Here is a 22,182-nt window from a genome sequence, read left to right as displayed (position 1 = left end):
CCACGCTTAAGTAAGCGCTGTTTTATCCGGACGGCAAGAGATTGTTCATAACGCATTTTTATTATGCGCTAAACAATCCCTTGCCGTTTTTGTTTTACAACCCCCAAATTCTTGTAGATCAAAGGGTTGTGTTGATTATTCATACAGCAAAACGCTAAGAATTTTCCTTGTTTCTCTACGCGTTTAAGATGACAATTAGCAACTGATTTATCGCCCAGCAGCACTGGTTTGGGCGTGAGTTTCTGCACAATCTGGTCTGAATCAGTCCACTGGTAGCTGTTGAGCCTGGGGCGGTAGCGTGTCTGCTCTTTGAGCCGCCATGCCTCGACCCGCAACTTCTTGAATTGACGGAATTGATAGCGTGAAAATCCTTGTTACTGGCGGAGCAGGTTTTATTGGCTCTGCGGTCGTCCGACATATTATTAAAAATACCCAAGATTCCGTTGTGAATGTTGATAAATTGACTTACGCCGGTAATCTGGAATCGCTAGCTGATGTCGCACACAGCGATCGTTATGCCTTTGAGCGTGTCGATATTTGCGATGCCGCAGAGGTAGCGCGCGTTTTTGCCGAGCATCAGCCTGATGCGGTGATGCACCTGGCGGCAGAGAGCCACGTTGACCGCTCCATTACCGGCCCGGCTGATTTTATTGAAACCAACATTGTTGGAACCTACGTTCTGCTGGAGGCCGCCCGTGCTTACTGGCTGACCTTAAGCGATGAAGCGAAAAAAGCGTTTCGCTTCCACCACATCTCCACTGATGAAGTGTACGGCGATCTGCCGCATCCAGATGAACACCCGCAGGGCACGGCGCTGCCGCTCTTTACCGAGCAGACCGCCTATGCCCCCAGCAGTCCTTACTCCTCGTCCAAAGCATCCAGCGATCATCTGGTGCGTGCATGGCGTCGTACCTATGGCTTGCCGACGCTGGTCACCAACTGCTCCAATAACTACGGTCCGTATCACTTCCCGGAGAAGCTGATCCCGCTGGTGATCCTCAACGCGCTGGAAGGTAAACCGCTGCCGATCTATGGCAAAGGCGACCAGATCCGCGACTGGCTTTACGTCGAAGATCATGCCCGCGCGCTCTATACCGTGGTCACCCAGGGCGCGCCCGGCGAGACCTACAACATTGGCGGTCATAACGAGAAGCAGAATCTTGACGTTGTGCATACCATCTGTGACCTGCTGGACGAGATCGTGCCGAAAGAGGGTTCTTATCGTGAGCAGATCACCTACGTAAGCGATCGTCCGGGCCATGACCGCCGCTACGCTATCGATGCGGATAAAATCAGTCGCGAGCTGGGCTGGAAGCCGGAAGAGACCTTTGAGTCCGGTATTCGTAAAACGGTGGAGTGGTACTTACACAACAGTGAATGGTGTCGTCGCGTGCAGGACGGTAGCTATCAACGTGAACGTTTAGGATTAGAATAAGATGAAAGGCATCATTCTTGCTGGTGGATCGGGCACCAGGCTTTATCCCATCACAATGGGCATATCTAAACAGTTACTTCCTGTTTATGACAAGCCGATGATTTATTACCCGTTATCCGTGTTAATGCTGGCTGGCATAAAAGATATTTTAATTATTACCACCCCCGAAGACCAGCAGGGATTTATCAGGCTACTGGGTGATGGCAGTCAATTCGGCATAAATTTATCTTTTGCCGTCCAGCCCTCTCCTGATGGCCTGGCGCAGGCCTTTATTATTGGCGAAAAGTTTATTGGTCAGGATCCGGTATGCCTTGTGTTAGGGGATAATATCTTCTTTGGTCAAGGATTTACGCCAAAACTAAGAAGCGCTGCTGAGCGTAATGCGGGCGCGACAGTTTTCGGTTATCAGGTGATGGATCCAGAACGTTTCGGTGTGGTTGAGTTTGATAGCAATTTTAAGGCGTTAAGTATTGAAGAAAAGCCAGCGAAACCTAAATCAAACTGGGCCGTCACAGGGTTATATTTTTATGACAACAACGTTGTCGATATCGCTAAAACGATCAAACCCTCCCCCAGAGGTGAGATTGAAATCACCTCAATAAATGAAGTTTATCTCAATAATAACGCATTGACCGTTGAGTTACTGGGGCGTGGTTTTGCATGGCTGGATACGGGCACCCATGATAGCCTAATTGAGGCAGGAAGCTTTGTCGAAACGGTGCAAAAACGTCAGGGGATGATGGTTGCCTGTCCGGAAGAGATTGCATGGCGTAATGGCTGGTTAAGTAATAATGATGTTTTCACTCTCGGTAAAAAGCTAGAGAAGAACAGCTACGGCCAATATTTAATGAATTTAGTGAAAAAATATGAAAATTGAGTTATTGCCTTTCCAAAAGCATGGTGATGAGCGTGGTATGCTTGTTGCCCTTGAGCAAATTAAAAACGTTCCCTTTGAGATCAAACGCGTCTATTACATGTTTGGCACAAAAGATAACGTGCGCAGAGGTTTCCACGCCCATAAAGAGCTGAGACAGCTGGCGATAGCAGTCAGGGGCTCCTGTTATTTCCATTTAGACGATGGCGTTGATAAAGAAGAAGTTCTGTTAAATGATCCTGCTCAAGGATTGCTGATTGAGCCAGCTATCTGGCATGAGATGTATAACTATTCTGATGATTGTGTCCTTTTGGTTCTGGCAAGTGATGTCTACGATGAAAGCGACTACATCAGAAATTATGAAGCATTTCAGGAGTCGGTAAGAAATGAATCTACACAAGCTGAGTGATGTTCAATCAAGCAATATTGGCGAGAATACTAACGTCTGGCAATTTTCTGTCATATTGCCTGGGGCAGTAATCGGAGATAATTGTAATATTTGTGCCCATACGTTGATCGAGAATGATGTAGTAATCGGAAACCGCGTAACAGTAAAATCAGGCGTATATATTTGGGATGGTATAACGCTTGAAGATGATGTATTCATTGGGCCATGTGTTGCATTTACAAACGATAAAAAACCGCGTTCTAAAGTTTATCCCGCGCAATTTTCACGCATCGTTGTGAAAAAGGGGGCTTCTATTGGCGCAAATGCAACCATTCTTCCCGGTGTGGTGATTGGTGAAGGCGCAATGGTAGGGGCAGGGGCTGTAGTGACGAAGGATGTGCCAGCACATACAACTGTGGTCGGCAATCCCGCAAGAATTTTGACGGAGAAGTAAATGATGGTTGACTTTCTGAACTTAAAAAAAATTAATAACTGTTATGAAAGAGAACTTAAAGAAGCATGTTCACGGGTCATTGACTCCGGCTGGTATATTATGGGTACCGAGCTGAAAAATTTTGAAAAAGAGTATGCAGAGTGGTGTGGCGTAAAACATGCGATTGGGGTGGCTAACGGTTTAGATGCCCTGATACTGGTACTTCGCGCCTGGAAAGAGATGGGAAAACTACAGGATGGTGATGAAGTTATTGTCCCAGCAAATACCTATATCGCATCAATTTTAGCCATTACGCAAAACGATCTGACTCCCGTTCTCGTTGAGCCTGATCCTTCAACATTCAATCTAAGTGTGGAAGGGATAAGCAAAGCCATCACCGATAAGACTAAAGCAATCCTGCCTGTTCATCTCTATGGCCGCATCTCTCCGATGAAAGAGATTATGGCGATTGCTGCTAAAAATGACCTGTTAGTGCTTGAAGACTGCGCCCAGTCTCATGGCGCAACAATCGATGGGCAGAAATGTGGCTCATGGGGCCATGCCGCTGGCTTTAGTTTCTATCCTGGTAAAAATTTGGGCGCCCTCGGCGATGCGGGTGCGATTACAACCAATGACGATGAACTCGCACAGGTACTCTTTGCGCTGCGAAATTATGGTTCCCACGTAAAATACCAGAACAAATATAAAGGCATCAATAGCCGCCTTGATGAAATGCAGGCAGCTATGCTCGCGGTGAAGCTGAAGTATCTCGATGGCGAGACAGCGCGACGTCGTGAAATTGCACAGAAATATCTAACGTCAATTAACAATCCGCATATTGATCTGCCTAATATTGATGATGAACAAGAGCATGTCTGGCATCTGTTTGTAATCAAAACCAATCACAGACAGGCTCTTAAGGATTATCTGGATAATAACGGTGTACAAACGCTCATTCATTATCCTATTCCACCGCATCAGCAAGCTGCCTATGAAGAACTTAAGCATCTGAGTTTGCCAATTTCTGAGTCCTTGCATCGTAGCGTATTATCTATACCGATGGATCCAACCATGACTGAAGCAGATATTGAGCATGTGATTAACACAGTAAATGGATGGGTACTTTGAGTTTTGCAAGAGTAACGATACTGAGCGGAATCATTACCTGCTTTAGACTTGCATGCGGACTTATAATTTCCAAGGTAGTAGCCATTTATACAGGCCCGGCAGGCATATCGAATCTGGGGCAGTTACAGAATTTTGTAACCTTTATTAATGGGTTTATCTCATCACAGGTTTCGCAAGGGGTAAATCGCTATTCGGCTGAGCATCGGGATTCTTATGAAAATGCTCAGCCCTACTGGCGTGCTGCAATAAAACTTTCAACCATAGCATGTTGTTTCATAATGTGCCTGGGGATCCTCTCCTCGGGCCAGTTAGCGGAGTATCTTTTCCATACCAGAGAGTTTTACTGGCTTATCATCTTAGCGCTAATGGTATTACCGTTAAATATTATAAACAGTATCTTTCTGGGCGTATTAAATGGGTTGGGTGATTACAATAAGTTTTTTTTGGCAAACTTATTTGCTATCGCCTCATCGGTAATATCAATGACCGGGCTAGTCTATTTTTTAGGCTTAAAAGGCGCGCTTATTGCCGCTGCCCTCAATAATGCTATTGCCGGTTTTTGGTTAATAATTATTATTCTGAAAAAACCCTGGTTCAGACTCAAATATTGGTATGGTACGGCACCGAGGCAGCAAATCAATGAAATGAGTAAGTACTTCGCCATGGGAATAGTAGGCGCGTTAACCGGGCCGATTTCTCTAATCGTTGTACGAACAATTCTGACTAATGATTTCTCCATAGAATATTCGGGCTACTGGCAAGCGGTAAGCAAAATATCAGAAGCCTATCTGGCTGTTTTGACTACCGCCATGACAGTATATTACTTCCCACAAACGGCAGCGGCAAAAACACGCGCCGAGCATTTAAGCATTTTAAAAACAGGTGCACGGTTAGTTGTACCGTTATCGCTTGCCATGGCAATGACAATTTTTTACCTAAAAGACTTTATTATTAGTTTTTTATTCACAAAAGATTTTCAACGGGCAGGCGGTCTCTTCCTGTATCAAAACATAGGCGACTTTTTCAGGATTTGCAGTTGGCTGTTCGCAACAATTTTATTAGCGAAAGGCTATTTTGTTATTAACGCAACGTTAGAAATATCAGTTTCTATCCTTTTCCCATTGCTAGTGAAGCTACTGACCATCAATCATGGCTTTGAAGGGGTAAGTCTGGCATATTGTTCAACATATTTTATCTATCTTATTGCTACCGCGTTAGTTTATTTGTGGCATGTAAAAAATAAAGTGGGTTAAAAGAATGCGGATTGGAAGTGAAGATTTAAGCGTTATTATTCCGGCCTATAATGAAGAAGCAAATATCTTAACGATTCTGAGCACCCTCGATCGACAGTCTTTGCAAGGTTTTGCCGTCATTGTCGTCGATGATGGCTCAACGGATAATACTGCTGCGCTGGTTGAATCCTATGAACCGAAGCAGTTTACTCTTCAGTTACTCAAACAAGAGAACACAGGCGCCGCGCGAGCGCGAGAAAATGCAATACGCTATTCTATGTCAAAATACGTCGCTGTAATTGATTGTGATGATAGTTTAGCCGATGATTCTCTGGAAAAAGCGTTTTCGCCTTTAACGTCCAATGCCGCAATCGACATCTCTTTATTCAAATTAAATTATGTAGACGCCATAACTAAGCGAATAACGGGCAAATTTGTTTGCTATACATCTGAAAAAAATTTGCAAGGTAAAGACGTTTTTGCAAATTGTATCAAAGCATGGGGGGTGCATGCGTTTGGTATTTATAATAAGAATGTGATTTTAGAAGCATACGAGCTATATGATACTATAAATACAGAGGGCGTTAACTACCTGAATAATGATGAAGTGATTTCTCGCATCTCTTTTGGTTTAGCTAACATCATCTATTTATCCGAGGGTGATTATTATTTTATAAATAATGCAAACTCGACAACACGAAGAGTCAATCATAATTATTATAAAGTTCTTCACAACGCTTTCTTTTTATTAGGTTATATCGAAAAGAAATACCCTTCAGACAATAAAGCCTTACTCATAAATGATGCCTGGGCGTTGATCGTCAGTACGTTATGGGGCGTATCAGTTCGATACTTTAAATGGTATAAATCTCTGACAACAAGCGAGCGATTGGAGTGGCGATCTTCGATCAGGCATTCTGTAAGGCAAGTCAGACAAGGTATTAAAAATAGTGGCATTGTGTTTACGCAGAAAACCAAATCACAGTTAATATTATTAGGTATTATGTTTTAATATGGATACTATCTTAGTAACAATTATCGTCGCAAGTTATAATGCAGAGAAGTACATTGCGGAAACGTTAGACTCATGTATAAATCAAACCTATAAGTCAATTCAGATAATTATTACAGATGATAATTCCTCAGATAATAGTATCGAGATAATTGAAAACTGGCTTCATGATAAAAAAATCACCCACCCCAATATAGAGTGCTTGTTGGTAAAAAGCGAAAAAAACAGTGGCATACCGGCAAACTTCAATAATGGTCTTAAGCTGGCAAAAGGCCAGTGGATAAAATGCATTGGCTCGGATGATATCCTGCTCAGCGGTGCCGTTGAGGAGTTTATAAATAGAACCGCAGTTATACCTTCGAGCGAGAGCTATGGCGCATTCTTTACCTACTTTGAAACCTTTGGTGAAGGTGTGTCGGTACCCAGCAGATATCCTTTGTCCTGGACCAGAGATATTAGTAAAATGCAGCCTTCAAAACTGAAGCGAGGTTTAGCCAATATCCATTTTAATAATATGGCGCCAGGCGCATTTATTAATAGTAAATATTTGAAGTGTTTTGATCAGCGCTATCGCTTGCTTGAGGATCTACCGCATTGGTTGAAACTTATTGATGGCAATATAAAAACAGGTTTCTTAGATTTTACCAGCGTTAATTATCGCGTGCATAATGCACAGGCAACCTCCAGAAATTCTAGCATTAACATTTACTTATATAATGATTTGATCCGCTTGAATAACATGAGACTGCAGGATAAACATTATGTTGCTTATATGCATAACAAGTTGAATTTATTCTTATCTTTTAGCAAGGTGCGTACTTTAAAATATCTAAAAATCGTTAATCCGATAAACGTTCTGATAGCGCTCTATGAAAAGGTTCGTAGATAATGTTTATACTGATTAACGTCTTACCGTTGTTACTTCTGTCGCTAATCTGGGGAAGGTTTGATCCACACTCGAAAAATTTCCTTAGATGTATAATGTGGGGGGTGTTGATTGTATCATATACTGCCTTCTACTTGAATGGCGTTGACTGGAGTATTTACTACACTCGCTTTGCAGATGATGCCGACCTCTACTTAGCATTCGAACCTGGTTTTGTTATTTATTTTAAAATGCTATTGTTCATTGCCGGGCAAAATTTTGGCTTTGCAATACTCCTTTTTTACACGCTCACTTTTGCACTGTTGGGTTACAATTTAACGAAAGTTAAAATAAATGAACCTCTGTTTATATCCGCATTGCTGATGGTTTTTGGTTACACGCTCATTCTTGAGCAGCTAAGACAATTTATTGCTTGCGTTATCGTCTTTGCTGCAATGGTAAATTATTCGCGTAATCATTCCTTAACCAGATTAATAATTGGGGTAATACTGGCTGCTACAATGCACATCTCTGCATTGATAATTATACCAGCGATTTTTTTATGCAAAGTTAAGAGCAGAAAATCTTTCATATTGATCACTGTCCTGTCTATATCTCTTTTTGCTTTCTTACTCATTTTTGGCATCAAGTTGATTACTTTGCTGGCACAGTTTAATTTTGCCTTTAAAAAAATCCTCTTTTATATCGATCAGAACCCAATCTCACTACAGTTTGGGTGGTTGAATATATTGGTTTTAATATTTGTTGTATTTTACATGTTTTACGCTTCCCAAATCGAGAAACAAGAGAGTTTAAAATTATTCAATCGGTTTATTTTTGTAGGTGCTGTGATTTATCTGTATAGCGGTGCAATCACCTTCTTAACAAGGGTCACTTTCTATTTTATTTTTGTGGCTATCTTTGTTTTTTCTCTCTATGCAAAAGAAAACATAAAGAGAATATTTGCAGTTAAAACCTATAATACGTTGTTGCTTAATCTATACTTTTTTGTTTTTCTACTGTTTTGTTTCCTGTCATATTTCCGTAACCCTTTGGCTCCAGTCTCATTCGGCAACATGGACTATTATGCCGCAACAATATTTGATGAGCGAGAAGTAGGGAGAATAGCCAGCACCGTGCTGGACAAAGCGCTAGATGGAGAGTCAAATAATGTTCAATAATAAGTTACTGTTTGTTATTACTGGAATGGGTTTGGGCGGGGCAGAGCGTCAGTTATGTATTCTGGCTGATAAATTTTATCAGCGTGGATATGAGGTTAAAATAGTTTCTTTGAGCGGGGAAACTGTCGTTCGCCCGGAAGAAAGTAACATCCAAATTGTTAACCTGAATTTAAAGAAAAATCCACTCGCCTTTTTAAAGGTGCTTTTTGATTGTCGCAAGATAATTAAAGATTATCAGCCATCTGTTGTACATAGCCATATGTTTCATGCAAATATTGTCATGAGAATGGTTAGCTTCCTGTTTCCTAAAAAATATAAGCTCATTAGCACTGCGCACAGTAAAAATGAAGGCGGGTCATTAAGAATGTTTTTATACCGGCTTACCGATCGGTTTGCCGATGTAAGTACAAACGTAAGCAAAGAAGCTCTGGATGAATTTATTCAAAAAAAGGCTTTTTCGCAAGCGCATGCCGAAGTCGTCTACAATGGCATTGATGTTGAAAAGTTTGATTACAGTAGCGATAGCAGACAGGCGTTAAGAGATAAGTTGAATATTGGGGACAATGAGAAAGTCATTCTCACTGTAGGTCGATTAACCGCAGCGAAAGATTATCCTAATCTTCTTAATGCTTTTAAGGTCTTGCCAGATCACTACCGCCTTATCATTATTGGCGAAGGTGAACTGCGCAGCGATATTGAGAAACGTATCCTGGAGTTGAATTTATCGTCTCGCATCACGTTACTTGGCAGTATTAATGCGGTTAACAGTTACTACTCCGCATGCGATCTGTTTGTCTTAGCCTCTGAGTGGGAAGGGTTTGGGCTAGTTGTCGCAGAAGCAATGGCCTGCAAACGTATTGCAGTATGTACGGATGCTGGCGGAGTTAAAGAAGTTATTGGCAACGCTGAATTTTTAGTACCTGTTTCTAACTCTATCGCTTTGGCTGATAAAATAGTGGAAGTGAGTGAATTAAGCGCAGAGCGTAAAGATATTATTGCAACTCAAAATCGTGACCACATTATTAAAAACTTCTCTATTACTTCAGTTGTAGATCGGTGGTTGAGCATTTACAAAACAGAACAGGTTAACAAATGAAAATTTTGCTCATAGGGAATCAAGCCAGTACAATTATTCTTTTCCGAAAGAAAGTAATTGAACAACTTGTATCCAGAGGCGTAAGCGTTCATGTCCTCACCATGGATTACGACAGTGAAAAATTTCACCAGATTTCACAGCTTGGAGCCATACCTGAGCAATATCATTTTTCGCGCTCCGGTATGAATCCTCTTTCAGATATGATTAATACATTCGCGTTGTCAAAAAAGATCCGTAATATTAATCCTGATGTTGTTTTCTCTTTTTTCCCCAAGCCCGTTATTTTTGGTACGCTTGCAGCAAAGCTGGCTGGGGTTAAACGTATTTATAACCTTCTGGAAGGTTTAGGTTTTTGTTATACAGCACATTTAAAAAAGGATTCTTTTAAAAAACAAATATTAAAAAATGTGCAAACCTTCCTGTATAAGGTGACCCTGCCGCGCTCTAAAAAAGTTCTCTTCCTCAACCGTGACGACTATCACGACCTGATCGTGCAAAACAAGATTGCTATCGCTGATGCAGAGGTGATTGGAGGCATTGGCGTCAACCTTAATGAATACGCTTACAGTTTGCCGGCGACGAATACCCTCCATTTTGGCATGGTTTCACGACTGCTGGTTGAAAAAGGGGTAAGGGAATTTGTTCAAGCGGCAAAGCTCGTTAAAGAGAAATACCCGGCTGCTCGGTTTAGTATTGCAGGTGCAATCGATGATAATCCTGGAGGAATAACCCGCGAACAGCTTGATGTCTGGAAAAAAGAGGGGCACGTTGAGTTTCTTGGGCAGATATCTAATGTGAAAGGTTATTTGACCGATCTTAGCGTCTTTGTTTTGCCCTCGTATCGGGAGGGTATTCCGCGTAGCACTCAGGAAGCGATGTCTATTGGTCGGGCAGTGATCACCACCGATGTTCCTGGTTGCCGGGAAACCGTGCGGCATGGAGCGAATGGCTTCATGATCCCACCATGGAATGTTGAAGCCCTTGCCGATGCAATGACGGCTTTCATCACCGATCCGCAGCAAATAGTATTAATGGGCCAGGAGAGTCGTCGCATAGCCGAAGAAAAATTCGATGAGAATGTTGCGACTGACAAATTAATTAATATCCTGTTAGAAAGTAAATAATGTTAATTGCAGGATAACTGATTGTTATTAAGTGTTACGTATACCTCTGTTTTTAATGGGTAAATACACAAACATTAAATAAGGTTGAAAATTGTATGGCTATTCTTGTTACAGGTGGACTGGGCTATATAGGCTCGCATACGGTAGTTGCTCTTCTTGAAAAAGGCGAAGAGGTTGTAATTATCGATGACTTGTCTAACTCTTCTCCAGAAGCCTTAAACAGAATTAAAGCAATTACGGGTATTGAACCTTTTTTCTACCAGGGTGATATTCTTGATCGCGGTCTTCTACAGAAAATCTTCGCTGAAAAAACGATTTCAGATGTGATCCATTTTGCCGGTTTGAAGTCGGTTGGTGAATCCGTTTCACAGCCTCTTAAATACTATGAAGTCAATATTACCGGCAGTTTATGTCTGTTTGATGAAATGATGAAGGCCGGGGTGCATAATTTGATTTTTAGCTCCTCTGCGACAGTGTATGGTGAGCCAGAAATGATCCCATTAACCGAGGCGTGTCGAGTCGGAGGCACAACAAATCCTTATGGAACCTCTAAGCTAATGGTGGAAAAAATCCTTTCAGATTTGTCGCTCGCTTATCAAGCCCTGAACGTTACCATTCTACGCTACTTCAATCCTGTTGGTGCGCACCCGTCGGGTGAAATGGGTGAAGACCCAAATGGAACGCCAAACAATCTTATGCCTTATGTTTGTCAGGTTGCTATCGGTAAACGCGACCGTCTTTCAGTGTATGGCAATGATTACCCAACGAAAGACGGTACCGGTGTGCGTGATTTTATTCACGTCATGGATCTTGCTGAAGGCCATATCGCAGCATTGAAACAACGTCAGAACACCCCTAATCTCAAAGTTTATAATCTTGGAACCGGCAAGGGGTATTCTGTTCTGGATATCCTGGCGGCGTTTAAGCGCGTTACGACGCTCTCAGTGCCTTACGTCTTTGCCGAAAGACGTCCCGGAGATATTGCTGAATGCTGGTCAGATTCTTCTAAAGCGCGTACAGAACTGGGTTGGCAGGCTCAACGGGATCTGGATGACATGGTCAGAGATGCGTGGAACTGGCAACAAAAGAATCCGAATGGTTATAAAAACCACGCATAAAAATGCCATCGCTGACGCATCAGCAAATATTTTCGGATTTGGTGCATCCTGAGTTAACATAAGTACAACATTAAAACTGCGTTATGCTTCGCAGTTCAACACCTGACAGGAGTAAGTAATGTCTAAACAGCAGATCGGCGTTGTCGGTATGGCCGTGATGGGGCGTAATCTGGCCCTCAACATTGAAAGCCGTGGTTATACCGTCTCCGTTTTTAACCGCTCCCGTGAAAAAACTGAAGAAGTGGTTGCCGAAAATCCTGGCAAAAAACTGGTGCCTTACTACACCGTGCAGGAGTTCGTTGAATCTCTTGAAACGCCTCGTCGTATCCTGTTAATGGTGCAGGCGGGCGCTGGTACAGACGCGGCGATTAACTCTCTGAAGCCATACCTGGATAAAGGCGATATTATCATTGATGGCGGTAATACCTTCTTCCACGATACCATCCGTCGTAACCGCGAACTCTCAGCAGAAGGCTTTAACTTCATCGGTACTGGTGTTTCCGGCGGTGAAGAGGGCGCGCTGAAAGGCCCATCCATCATGCCTGGTGGGCAGAAAGAAGCATACGAGCTGGTTGCTCCAATTCTGACTAAAATTGCGGCAGTAGCAGAGGACGGTGAACCTTGTGTGACCTATATCGGTGCTGATGGTGCTGGTCACTATGTGAAGATGGTACACAACGGTATCGAATACGGCGACATGCAGCTGATCGCTGAAGCCTATTCCCTGCTGAAAGGCGGCCTGAATCTTTCTAATGAAGAGCTGGCTCAGACCTTCACCGAGTGGAACGAAGGCGAGCTGAGCAGCTACCTGATCGACATCACCAAAGATATCTTCACGAAGAAAGATGAAGAGGGTAAATACCTGGTTGATGTGATCCTTGATGAAGCCGCAAACAAAGGCACCGGTAAGTGGACCAGCCAAAGCTCGCTGGACCTTGGTGAACCGCTGTCGCTGATCACAGAATCAGTATTTGCGCGTTACATCTCTTCCCTGAAAGAGCAGCGCGTTGCCGCCTCTAAAGTGCTGAGTGGCCCGCAGTCGCAGCCAGCCGGTGATAAAGCCGAGTTTATCGAGAAAGTACGCCGTGCGCTCTATCTGGGTAAAATCGTCTCTTACGCTCAGGGCTTCTCCCAGCTGCGTGCGGCATCCGAAGAGTATAACTGGGATCTGAACTACGGTGAAATCGCCAAGATTTTCCGCGCTGGCTGCATCATCCGTGCCCAGTTCCTGCAGAAAATCACTGACGCCTACGCTGAGACCCCGGCTATTGCCAACCTGCTGCTGGCACCTTACTTCAAGCAGATCGCCGATGACTATCAGCAGGCCCTGCGTGACGTAGTAGCCTATGCCGTACAGAACGGTATTCCGGTACCGACCTTCGGCGCAGCCGTAGCCTACTACGACAGCTACCGTTCTGCGGTACTGCCTGCTAACCTGATCCAGGCTCAGCGTGACTACTTTGGTGCCCACACCTACAAACGTACCGATAAAGAGGGTGTATTCCATACTGAATGGATGGAATAATCTGAATTATTAGTTAATTATTAAGCCCGGTTTACCGGGCTTTTTTTATCTTGTCTGATTGTGTTTTGTTAAAAAAGGTATTTATTTGCTACCGATTATAAAGCTTATCTGAATATCAATTTATCGTATTGACAGCATTATCAGCGTATCGTTATCGTTAAAGCCGCTCCACTCACTGGCTGTGTCGTTTTCAGGCACTACGTTCTTTAACGAGAAAAAGTCAAACGTATGAAAATTACAATCTCCGGTACGGGTTATGTAGGCCTCTCCAACGGTATTTTAATTGCCCAGAATCATGAAGTTGTTGCCCTGGATATCGTGCAGGAAAAAGTGGACCTGCTGAATCAGGAGAAGTCACCTATCGCCGACAGGGAAATTGAGGAATATCTTAAAACAAAGCCCCTTAATTTTCGCGCAACCACTGATAAGCACGATGCCTATCGCGACGCAGATTACGTGATTATCGCCACGCCAACGGATTACGACCCCAAGACTAACTATTTCTGTACTTCCAGCGTTGAAGCCGTCATTAAAGATGTTAATGAGATCAACCCAAATGCGGTGATGGTAATCAAATCAACAGTTCCCGTTGGCTTTACACAAAAAATTAAAGATTCGCTGGGCATTGATAACGTTATCTTTTCGCCAGAGTTCCTGCGTGAGGGGCGGGCACTGTACGACAACCTTCACCCGTCGCGGATCGTCATCGGTGAACGCTCTCTTCGTGCCGAGCGTTTCGCCGAGCTGCTGGTTGAAGGGGCAATCAAATCCGATATCCCTGTGCTCTTTACCGATTCTACTGAAGCAGAAGCCATCAAACTGTTTGCCAATACCTATCTGGCAATGCGCGTGGCTTATTTTAACGAGCTGGATAGCTACGCAGAAAGCCTCAGCTTAAATACCCGACAGATTATTGAAGGGGTATGCCTCGATCCACGTATTGGTAACCATTATAACAACCCTTCGTTTGGCTACGGCGGTTACTGTTTACCTAAAGATACCAAGCAGCTGGTCGCCAACTATAAGTCAGTACCCAATAATATTGTCTCTGCGATTGTCGAAGCCAACCGCACCCGGAAAGACTTTATCGCCGATGCGATTCTTTCTCGTCAGCCAAAAGTGGTGGGCGTTTATCGCTTGATAATGAAGAGTGGCTCAGATAATTTCCGCGCCTCTTCAATTCAAGGAATTATGAAACGCATAAAAGCCAAAGGCGTAGAGGTCATTATCTATGAGCCGGTAATGAAAGAGGATCAGTTCTACAATTCTCGGGTCGTGCGTGATATAGACACTTTCAAGCAGGAGGCTGACGTCATTATCTCAAATCGCATGGCGACAGAGCTGCATGATGTGGTGGAGAAAGTTTATACTCGCGATCTGTTTGGTAACGACTGATATTTTACTTAGGCGAGAGGCAAGAAACCTGATGCTTGACATCAGGTTTTTTTTTGAGCAGAAACATCATTTAACGACCTGAAATTGTTCGCATTTCATACAATTATTCTTTGCAAATTTCTCTGCAACAATTTGATAATCAATTAGAATGAATCTTATAGAAAAAAAAAATGCCGTAGGTACACTACGGTAACTTAACGGTTACTTGCTCTTATTATTAACAAGGCTGCTATGACGCACAACGACAATAATACAGTATCCAATGGAAGCAAAAATCCAGAACAGATTGATTTACTTGATCTTATTTTTCAACTTTGGCGTGGGAAATGGGCGATCGCTGTCTGCATGGTTTTAACCCTTGCGATAGCAGCAGTGCTTCTGACCGTTACTAAAGAGAAGTGGACATCTACAGCTGTTATTACAATGCCGGACGCCGGGCAGATTACGGGCTATACCTCAGCTATGAGCGTATTGAGCGGCACCGATATCAATGACATTCAGCAGCGTGTGATTGGCCGTTTTAGTGCAGCCTTTTCTGCTTTGTCTGAAACCCTGGAAAACCAGGTTAATCCTGAAAAGTTAACTATCGATCCCGCCGTTAAAGGGCAGGCACTCCCCCTCAAAGTAACCTATCAGGGCGATTCTGCTGAAAATGCGCAGAAAACGCTGGCGCAGTATATACAGCAAGTTGATGAACAAATTGCTGAGGAATTGAATCAGGACCTGATGGTTAACATGAAGTCCAGAACAGATGAGCTGGTTGCCTTGCTGTCTACTCAAGAAAAAGTTGCTCAAGAGCAGAAAGAGCTGCGCCTTAAACAAATTTCTCAGGCGCTAAAAGTGGCTCAGGAATCGCAGGTTAAAACCCCGCAAGTACAGCAAACTCAGGACGTTTCTCAGGATACAATGTTCTTATTGGGCAGCGAAGCGCTGGAGTCCATGGTCAAAAACGAGTCTATGCGACCGCTGGTTTTCCCTGAGAGCTATTACCAAATGCGCAAAAATCTGCTGGATATTGCGCGTCTGAAGCCCGATCCCACGAATATGCACAGCTATCGTTACGTCATGAAGCCGACCCTGCCGGTCTGGCGTGATAGCCCCAAACGTGCCTTAACGCTGGTTCTGGCTCTTCTACTGGGAGCAATTCTCGGTTCAGCATACGTCCTCACCCGCAACGCGCTGCGTAGCTACCAGCCGAAAGCGTAATAAGCATAAAAAAACCGGGCTTGCCCGGTTTTTTTATCTCTGCGGCACTATTTGTGCCGCGCCCTCAGATTCTCAATAATCGCCGTCATGTCCAGGTTCTGGTCCTGCAACAGCACCAGCAGATGGTAGATCAGATCTGACGCTTCGTTCGTCAGCTCTTCACGATCGTGAACGGTCGCAGCGAGTGCGGTCTCTACTCCCTCTTCACCCACTTTCTGTGCAATGCGCTTGGTGCCGCTGGCATAGAGCTTTGCGGTATAGGAGCTGGCCGGATCGGCGCTTTTGCGCGCTGCCAGCAGCTGCTCAAGCTGATAAAGAAACAGCCACTGGTGATTCTTCTCTTCGCCAAAGCAGCTGGTGGTGCCGGTGTGGCAGGTAGGGCCGACGGGATTAACCAGCACCAGCAGCGTGTCGTTATCGCAGTCCGGGGTGATACTGACCACGTTAAGCACGTTGCCGGAGGTTTCACCCTTGGTCCACAGGCGCTGTTTAGTGCGGGAGTAGAAGGTGACCAGCCCGCTCTCTTCGGTCTTCGCCAGCGCCTGCTGATCCATATAGCCCAGCATTAATACTTCCCCGGACACCGCATGCTGAATCACGGCGGGCAGCAGTCCGTCGGTTTTAGTCCAGTCCAGCAGGCTGCGTTGTTGCTCTGTTAACATATCCTTATCTCCACGCCCTGCAATGCCAGGTACGCTTTCAGTTCACCAATATTAATAATCTGCTTGTGGAAGACGGAGGCCGCCAGTGCGCCGTCTACATCTACGTCCCGGAAAGCTTCCAGGAAGTGCTCCATGGTTCCTGCCCCGCCGGAGGCGATCAGCGGAACATGACATACTTCACGCACCTTTTTCAGCTGCGTCAGGTCATAACCGTTGCGCACCCCATCCTGGTTCATCATGTTAAGCACGATCTCACCCGCGCCGCGCTTCTGTACCTCCTGCACCCAGTCCAGCGTCTCCCAGGTGGTAACGCGGGTACGGGTTTCGTCGCCGGTATACTGATTAACGTGATACTTGCCGGTGGCTTCATCAAACCAGGTGTCGATGCCAATCACAATACACTGCACGCCAAAGCGGTCGGCAAGGCGGGTGATCAGCTCAGGATCGGCTAGCGCTGGGGAGTTGATGGAAATTTTGTCCGCGCCGAAAGAGAGGATCTGTGCCGCATCGTCAACGGATTTAATCCCGCCCGCCACGCAGAAGGGGATATCAATCGCTTCCGCTACCCGCGAGACCCAGCTCTTATCTACGACGCGCCCGTCGCTGGAGGCGGTGATATCGTAAAACACCAGCTCGTCAGCACCTTCTTCAGCGTAGCGCTTTGCCAGCGGGACGATTTCGCCAATGATCTCATGGTTGCGGAACTGCACGCCTTTTACCACCTGGCCGTTACGCACGTCCAGGCAGGGGATTATCCGTTTTGCCAGCATTGGATCGCCTCCGTTACGTTAAATTTGCCTTCCAGCAGCGCCCGTCCAACGATCACGCCGCGGACGCCGGTACCGCGCAGGGCGGCGATGTCCTGTAGCCCACCGATGCCACCCGAGGACTGGAAGGCGATCTGCGGATAGCGGGTGCACACCTCTTGATACAGCGAGACGTTAGAGCCGGCGAGCGTGCCGTCGCGGGAGATATCCGTACACAGGACATGCTTCAGGCCAACGGGCTGGTAAGTTTCAATAAGCTCTTCCAGCGAGACGCCGGAGTTCTCCTGCCAGCCGCTGACCGCCACCTGCTTAACGCCCTCGGCGTCAATGCGCACGTCGAGCGCCAGCACCAGCGCCTCCGCACCGAAGCGCATAAACCAGCCCTTAACCACCTCCGGCGATTTTACCGCCGTCGATCCCACCACTACGCGGGCAACACCCGCCGCCAGCAGGGCGGCAACGTCCTCTTCCGTACGGATCCCGCCGCCGACCTGTACCGGCACGTTTACCCCGGCCACCAGGGTTTTAATCAGCGGGATCTGTCGCTTAGCAGGATCTTTCGCCCCGGTCAGATCGACCAGATGCAGCACCTCCGCTCCCTCGGCGGCGTAGCCCTGCAGGCGGGTAAGCGGATCGTTACCATAGTCGCGCTGCTGTGCATAATCCCCCTGATGCAGACGTACTACCGTGCCATCAATCAAGTCTAAAGCTGGAATAATCATTACATCTCCAGGAAATTTTTCAGCAGCTGTGCGCCCGCCGCGCCCGAACGCTCCGGATGGAACTGGACGCCGTAAAAGTTATCTTTCTGCACGGCGGCGGTAAAGGGCGCGCCGTAGTGGCACTGGGCAATAGTTTGGGCATTCACCGGCATAGCGTAGCTGTGCACGAAGTAGAAGTACGCCCCGTCCTCAATGCCGCGGAACAGGCGATCGCCCGCTTTCGGATAGACGCGGTTCCAGCCCATATGGGGCAGGGGAAGACCGACGTCTTCCATCTTGACCACCGTCTCATCGATAATGCCTAGCAGCTCCACGCCGTGGGTCTCTTCGCTACGGCTGCCCAGCAGCTGCATGCCGAGACAGATGCCCAGCACCGGCTGGGTGCAGGCTCTGATCAGGTTCACCAGCTCGCGTTGGTGGATCTGGTCCATCGCGGCCTGCGCCGTCCCCACACCCGGAAGAAAGAGCTTATCGGCGCGCAGCACCACGTCTGGATCGCGGCTTACCACCGGCTCATAGCCGTGGCGGGCAATGGCGGACGTTACCGAGTGCAGGTTGGCGCAGCCGGTATCAAGGATCACCACGTTCATTACAGAACTCCTTTCGAGGAGGGAAGAGTATCACCTTCCACCCGGATCGCCTGGCGCAGCGTACGGCCAAAGGCTTTAAACAGGCTCTCTACGCGGTGATGATCGTTCTTGCCCTTGGTTTTCAGGTGCAGAGTCACGGCCATGGTGTAGGAGAGGGAGCGGAAGAAGTGCTCAACCATCTCGGTAGTCAGATCGCCCACGCGCTGATAGGTAAATTCAGCCTTGTACTCAAGGTGCGGACGCCCGGAGATATCCAGCGCGCAGCGGGCCAGGCACTCGTCCATCGGCAGGACAAAGCCAAAGCGGTTGATGCCACGCTTATCGCCAAGAGCCAGCTTCAGCGCCTCGCCGAGGGCCAGGCCGGTATCCTCTACGGTGTGGTGATCGTCAATATAGAGATCGCCCTTAACCTGAATCTCCATGCGGAAGCCGCCATGGGTGGCGATCTGGTCGAGCATGTGGTCAAAGAAGCCCACGCCGGTATTGATTTTGCTGCCGCCTTCGCGATCCAGCCACACCTTGACGTCAATCTGCGTCTCTTTGGTATTTCGTTCGACATGAGCATAGCGGTCGCGTTTGGTCAGCTGGTCGCCAATGGCGCGCCAGTTAAGCGTCTCGCGATCGTAGCGCAGGCCGGTGATGCCCATGTTTTCAGCAAGCGTCACGTCCGTCATCCGATCGCCAATCACGTAGCTGTTGGCCTTATCCAGCGCCTCGTCAGCGAGATAGCCCTCAACCAGCTTCACCTTTGGCTTACGGCAGTCGCATTCGTCGGCAGGCAAGTGCGGACAGATCAGCACTTCATCAAAAACCACGCCCTGGGAGGTGAAGATTTGCATCATCAGGTTATGCGGGCCGGTAAAGTGCTCCTGCGGGAAGCTGGCCGTGCCCAGTCCGTCCTGATTGGTGATCATCACCAGCTTAAAGCCGGCGGCCTGTAGCTTCAGCAGCACCGGAATGGCGTCTGGCTCAAAAGCCAGTTTTTCAAAGCTATCAACCTGAAAGTCGCTCGGCGGCTCGCTAATCAGGGTGCCGTCACGGTCAATAAAAAGGTACTTCTGGCTCATACTTGCTCCGCACGTAGGGCGTCGATGACGCGCTGGCTCTCTTCCCGGGTGCCGATGGTGATCCGCAGGCAGCCGCTTAAAGAGGGTTGTTTGTTCTGATCGCGTAGAATAATGCCCTGATCCCACAGGGATTTAAATACCGCACTGGAGGCGGTAATGCGCGCCAGAATATAGTTGGTTTCTGAATCAAATACCGTTTCCACGCAGGGAATGGTGCGCAGCTGCTCGACCAGGTAGCGACGTTCATTAAGGATCTGCGCCACACGCCCCTGCATGGCCTCAATGCCCGCTGGGGAGAGCGCCTGGGCGGCGATCTCGGCAACCGGCGTTGAGAGCGGGTAGGGGGCGATCACCTTCAGCAGCAGGGCGATAATCTCCTTGCTTGCGAGGGTAAAGCCACAGCGCAGGCCGGCCAGCGCAAAGGCTTTCGACAGGGTGCGCAGGATCACCAGGTGCGGATACTCCGCCAGCCAGCCGCTGAGCGTCGCCTGCGGACAGAACTCAATATAGGCCTCGTCGGCGATCACCAGCGCTTTACCGCGGGTCATCTCCAGCAGGGCGCGCATATCCTGCGGATCGATAATCTGTCCGGTTGGGTTGTTGGGGCTGCATACATAGAGAAGCTTCACCCCGTCAAGGGCGTCAGCAATCCCTTCCAGGTTGAGCTGCCAATCTTCCAACGCCGGAACGGTGCGCGCCTCGACGCCGAAGGTCTCGGCACTGACGCTGTACATGCCGTAGGTCGGCGGACAGTAGAGAATAGCGTCTTTGCCCGGCTCGCAGAAGGCGCGGATCAGCAGCTCGATGCCTTCATCCGCGCCGCGGCTGACCAGCACCTGTTCCGGCTGCAGGTCGGCATAGCGAGCGTAGCCCTCAATGACGGCTTTCGGCTGGCACTCCGGGTAGCGGTTGAGCGACTGCTGGGTCAGCTCAAAGGCTACCGGGGTGGGAAACTCGTTGGCGTTCAGCCAGACGTCGCCTTTACCACCCAGGCGGCGAGCGGACTGGTAGGGCGTCAGGTTTCGCACGTTCTCGCGCGCCAGGTTTTCAATGCTCATGCTTGCTCCTTGAGGGCGTTAACGCGCAGGGTAACGGCATTTTTGTGGGCATGCAGGCGCTCGGCCGCTGCCAGGGTCTCAATGGTCGCCGCCAGCGCGGAGAAGCCCTCGCGGGACAGCTCCTGTACCGTCATGCGCTTCTGGAAATCCGCCAGCCCAAGGCTTGAGCAGGTTGCGGTATAGCCGTAGGTCGGCAGCACGTGGTTGGTACCCGATGCGTAATCACCCGCCGACTCCGGCGACCAGTCGCCAAGGAACACCGACCCTGCGCTGGTGATGTCGTCTACCAGCGAACGGGCGTCGCGGGTCTGAATAATCAGGTGCTCCGGGCCGTAGGCGTTAGAGATAGCCACGCACTGGGCCAGATCCTGCGCCACGATCAGCCGACTGGCGGCCAGCGCCTGGCGCGCGGTCTCAGCGCGGGGCAGCTCGGCCAGCTGGCGTTCGACGGCCTCGGCGACTGCTTCAGCCATCTGCGCGTCCGGCGTCAGCAGGATCACCTGCGAATCCGGGCCGTGTTCGGCCTGGGAGAGCAGGTCCGAGGCAACGAAATCCGGCGTTGCGCCGCTGTCAGCAATCACCAGCACCTCGGAAGGTCCGGCAGGCATGTCGATCGCCGCCCCGTCCAGCCGCTGGCTCACCTGGCGCTTGGCTTCGGTCACGAAGGCGTTGCCCGGGCCAAAGATCTTATCCACCGCCGGGATCGAGTCGGTGCCAAAGGCCAGGGCGGCGATAGCCTGCGCTCCGCCAACCTTGAAGACCTCCTGCACGCCGCAGAGGCTGGCAGCATAGAGGATCTCATCGGCAATCGGCGGCGGCGAGCAGAGCACCACCCGCTGGCAGCCCGCGATGCGCGCCGGAGTCGCCAGCATCAATACCGTTGAGAACAGCGGCGCGGAGCCACCGGGAATATAGAGTCCCACGGAGGCAATCGGACGCGTCACCTGCTGGCAACGTACGCCGGGCAGGGTTTCCACATCCACGGTTTGCAGCTTTTGCGCCTGGTGGAAGGTGTCGATATTTTTCACCGCCACGGCCATGGCCTGCTTGATATCGTCTCCTAAACGCGCGCTGGCGTCGGCGATCTCCTGGGCAGTCACTTTGATCGCGCCGACTTCGGTTTTATCAAATTTGGCGCTGTAGTCACGCAGGGCATCATCGCCGCGTGCCTTAACGTTGTCGAGGATCTCTACCACCGTGCGGGTGATGCTCTCCGAAGCGGAGATGGCCGGGCGCATCAGCAGATCGCGCTGCTGCTCCGGGGTACAGCCGTTCCAGTCGATAACGGTATTGAAGCTCATGGT

The 22,182-nt window shown here is 48.1% G+C and carries 22 protein-coding genes; 15 read left to right on the top strand and 7 right to left on the bottom strand.

Going from position 1 to position 22,182, the window contains the following annotated elements; genetic code table 11:
* Positions 1-361: 361 nt before the first annotated feature.
* The 15 genes from rfbB to wzzB all read left to right on the top strand — a co-directional run bounded on the left by rfbB (position 362) and on the right by wzzB (position 16,012).
* The gene (gene rfbB, locus RTN40_RS15270; RefSeq protein WP_312229205.1) at positions 362-1,435 is read left to right on the top strand and encodes a dTDP-glucose 4,6-dehydratase; all 1,074 of its coding nucleotides are present in this window, start codon (positions 362-364) and stop codon (positions 1,433-1,435) included.
* 1 nt (position 1,436) lies between these two features.
* On the top strand, positions 1,437-2,312 hold the full coding sequence (gene rfbA, locus RTN40_RS15265) for a glucose-1-phosphate thymidylyltransferase RfbA (protein ID WP_312229204.1): 876 nt from the start codon (positions 1,437-1,439) through the stop codon (positions 2,310-2,312).
* Positions 2,302-2,718 carry an FdtA/QdtA family cupin domain-containing protein gene (locus RTN40_RS15260; RefSeq protein ID WP_312229203.1) on the top strand — a complete coding sequence of 139 codons (417 nt, stop codon included), beginning with the start codon at positions 2,302-2,304 and terminating at the stop codon, positions 2,716-2,718. The genes rfbA and RTN40_RS15260 overlap by 11 nt, the downstream gene beginning before the upstream one ends.
* A complete protein-coding gene (locus tag RTN40_RS15255; protein ID WP_312229202.1) occupies positions 2,696-3,151 on the top strand; it encodes an acyltransferase in 456 nt (151 codons plus the stop codon). The genes RTN40_RS15260 and RTN40_RS15255 overlap by 23 nt, the downstream gene beginning before the upstream one ends.
* Positions 3,152-3,154: 3 nt before the next feature.
* Positions 3,155-4,258, top strand: a complete 1,104-nt coding sequence (locus RTN40_RS15250) for a DegT/DnrJ/EryC1/StrS family aminotransferase (RefSeq protein ID WP_312229379.1) — start codon at positions 3,155-3,157, stop codon at positions 4,256-4,258.
* Positions 4,246-5,511, top strand: coding sequence for an O-antigen translocase (locus RTN40_RS15245; protein ID WP_312229201.1), 1,266 nt, complete (start codon positions 4,246-4,248; stop codon positions 5,509-5,511). The genes RTN40_RS15250 and RTN40_RS15245 overlap by 13 nt, the downstream gene beginning before the upstream one ends.
* Before the next feature lie 4 nt (positions 5,512-5,515).
* Positions 5,516-6,502: a glycosyltransferase family 2 protein gene (locus RTN40_RS15240; protein ID WP_312229200.1), complete on the top strand. Its 987-nt coding sequence runs from the start codon at positions 5,516-5,518 to the stop codon at positions 6,500-6,502.
* A 1-nt stretch (position 6,503) separates the two neighbouring features.
* Complete coding sequence (locus RTN40_RS15235; RefSeq protein WP_312229199.1) at positions 6,504-7,391, top strand: glycosyltransferase; 888 nt, start codon at positions 6,504-6,506, stop codon at positions 7,389-7,391.
* A complete protein-coding gene (locus RTN40_RS15230; protein WP_312229198.1) occupies positions 7,391-8,548 on the top strand; it encodes an EpsG family protein in 1,158 nt (385 codons plus the stop codon). Before RTN40_RS15235 ends, RTN40_RS15230 begins: the two co-directional genes overlap by 1 nt.
* A complete protein-coding gene (locus RTN40_RS15225; RefSeq protein WP_312229197.1) occupies positions 8,538-9,644 on the top strand; it encodes a glycosyltransferase in 1,107 nt (368 codons plus the stop codon). The genes RTN40_RS15230 and RTN40_RS15225 overlap by 11 nt, the downstream gene beginning before the upstream one ends.
* The gene (locus RTN40_RS15220; RefSeq protein WP_312229196.1) at positions 9,641-10,768 is read left to right on the top strand and encodes a glycosyltransferase family 4 protein; all 1,128 of its coding nucleotides are present in this window, start codon (positions 9,641-9,643) and stop codon (positions 10,766-10,768) included. Before RTN40_RS15225 ends, RTN40_RS15220 begins: the two co-directional genes overlap by 4 nt.
* Before the next feature lie 95 nt (positions 10,769-10,863).
* Complete coding sequence (galE, locus tag RTN40_RS15215) at positions 10,864-11,886, top strand: UDP-glucose 4-epimerase GalE (RefSeq protein ID WP_312229195.1); 1,023 nt, start codon at positions 10,864-10,866, stop codon at positions 11,884-11,886.
* A 118-nt stretch (positions 11,887-12,004) separates the two neighbouring features.
* Positions 12,005-13,411, top strand: a complete 1,407-nt coding sequence (gene gndA / locus RTN40_RS15210) for an NADP-dependent phosphogluconate dehydrogenase (protein ID WP_312229194.1) — start codon at positions 12,005-12,007, stop codon at positions 13,409-13,411.
* 228 nt (positions 13,412-13,639) lie between these two features.
* Positions 13,640-14,806 (top strand): UDP-glucose 6-dehydrogenase, encoded by a 1,167-nt coding sequence (ugd, locus tag RTN40_RS15205; RefSeq protein WP_312229193.1) that lies wholly within the window; start codon positions 13,640-13,642, stop codon positions 14,804-14,806.
* Positions 14,807-15,037: 231 nt separating this feature from the next.
* Positions 15,038-16,012: an LPS O-antigen chain length determinant protein WzzB gene (gene wzzB / locus RTN40_RS15200; RefSeq protein WP_312229192.1), complete on the top strand. Its 975-nt coding sequence runs from the start codon at positions 15,038-15,040 to the stop codon at positions 16,010-16,012.
* Between the two features lie 47 nt (positions 16,013-16,059).
* On the opposite strand, the gene hisIE is transcribed toward wzzB, so the two are convergent.
* The 7 genes from hisIE to hisD are packed head-to-tail and all read right to left on the bottom strand — an operon-like array spanning position 16,060 to position 22,179.
* Complete coding sequence (hisIE, locus tag RTN40_RS15195; RefSeq protein ID WP_312229191.1) at positions 16,060-16,674, bottom strand: bifunctional phosphoribosyl-AMP cyclohydrolase/phosphoribosyl-ATP diphosphatase HisIE; 615 nt, start codon at positions 16,672-16,674, stop codon at positions 16,060-16,062.
* Positions 16,668-17,444: an imidazole glycerol phosphate synthase subunit HisF gene (hisF, locus tag RTN40_RS15190; RefSeq protein ID WP_312213129.1), complete on the bottom strand. Its 777-nt coding sequence runs from the start codon at positions 17,442-17,444 to the stop codon at positions 16,668-16,670. The genes hisIE and hisF overlap by 7 nt, the downstream gene beginning before the upstream one ends.
* Positions 17,426-18,163, bottom strand: a complete 738-nt coding sequence (hisA, locus tag RTN40_RS15185; protein ID WP_312229190.1) for a 1-(5-phosphoribosyl)-5-[(5-phosphoribosylamino)methylideneamino]imidazole-4-carboxamide isomerase — start codon at positions 18,161-18,163, stop codon at positions 17,426-17,428. The genes hisF and hisA overlap by 19 nt, the downstream gene beginning before the upstream one ends.
* Complete coding sequence (hisH, locus tag RTN40_RS15180) at positions 18,163-18,753, bottom strand: imidazole glycerol phosphate synthase subunit HisH (protein ID WP_312229189.1); 591 nt, start codon at positions 18,751-18,753, stop codon at positions 18,163-18,165. The genes hisA and hisH overlap by 1 nt, the downstream gene beginning before the upstream one ends.
* A complete protein-coding gene (gene hisB, locus RTN40_RS15175) occupies positions 18,753-19,820 on the bottom strand; it encodes a bifunctional histidinol-phosphatase/imidazoleglycerol-phosphate dehydratase HisB (RefSeq protein WP_312229188.1) in 1,068 nt (355 codons plus the stop codon). The genes hisH and hisB overlap by 1 nt, the downstream gene beginning before the upstream one ends.
* Positions 19,817-20,878 carry a histidinol-phosphate transaminase gene (gene hisC / locus RTN40_RS15170; protein WP_312229187.1) on the bottom strand — a complete coding sequence of 354 codons (1,062 nt, stop codon included), beginning with the start codon at positions 20,876-20,878 and terminating at the stop codon, positions 19,817-19,819. Before hisC ends, hisB begins: the two co-directional genes overlap by 4 nt.
* Positions 20,875-22,179, bottom strand: a complete 1,305-nt coding sequence (hisD, locus tag RTN40_RS15165) for a histidinol dehydrogenase (protein ID WP_312229186.1) — start codon at positions 22,177-22,179, stop codon at positions 20,875-20,877. The genes hisC and hisD overlap by 4 nt, the downstream gene beginning before the upstream one ends.
* Between the last annotated feature and the right edge of the window lie 3 nt (positions 22,180-22,182).

The sequence above is a fragment of the Pseudescherichia sp. genome, from assembly GCF_031987975.1.
Classification (GTDB): Bacteria; Pseudomonadota; Gammaproteobacteria; order Enterobacterales; family Enterobacteriaceae; genus Pseudescherichia.
The sequence above is the reverse complement of the archived record's forward strand: the minus strand, read 5'-3'. Positions and strand labels throughout refer to the sequence as shown.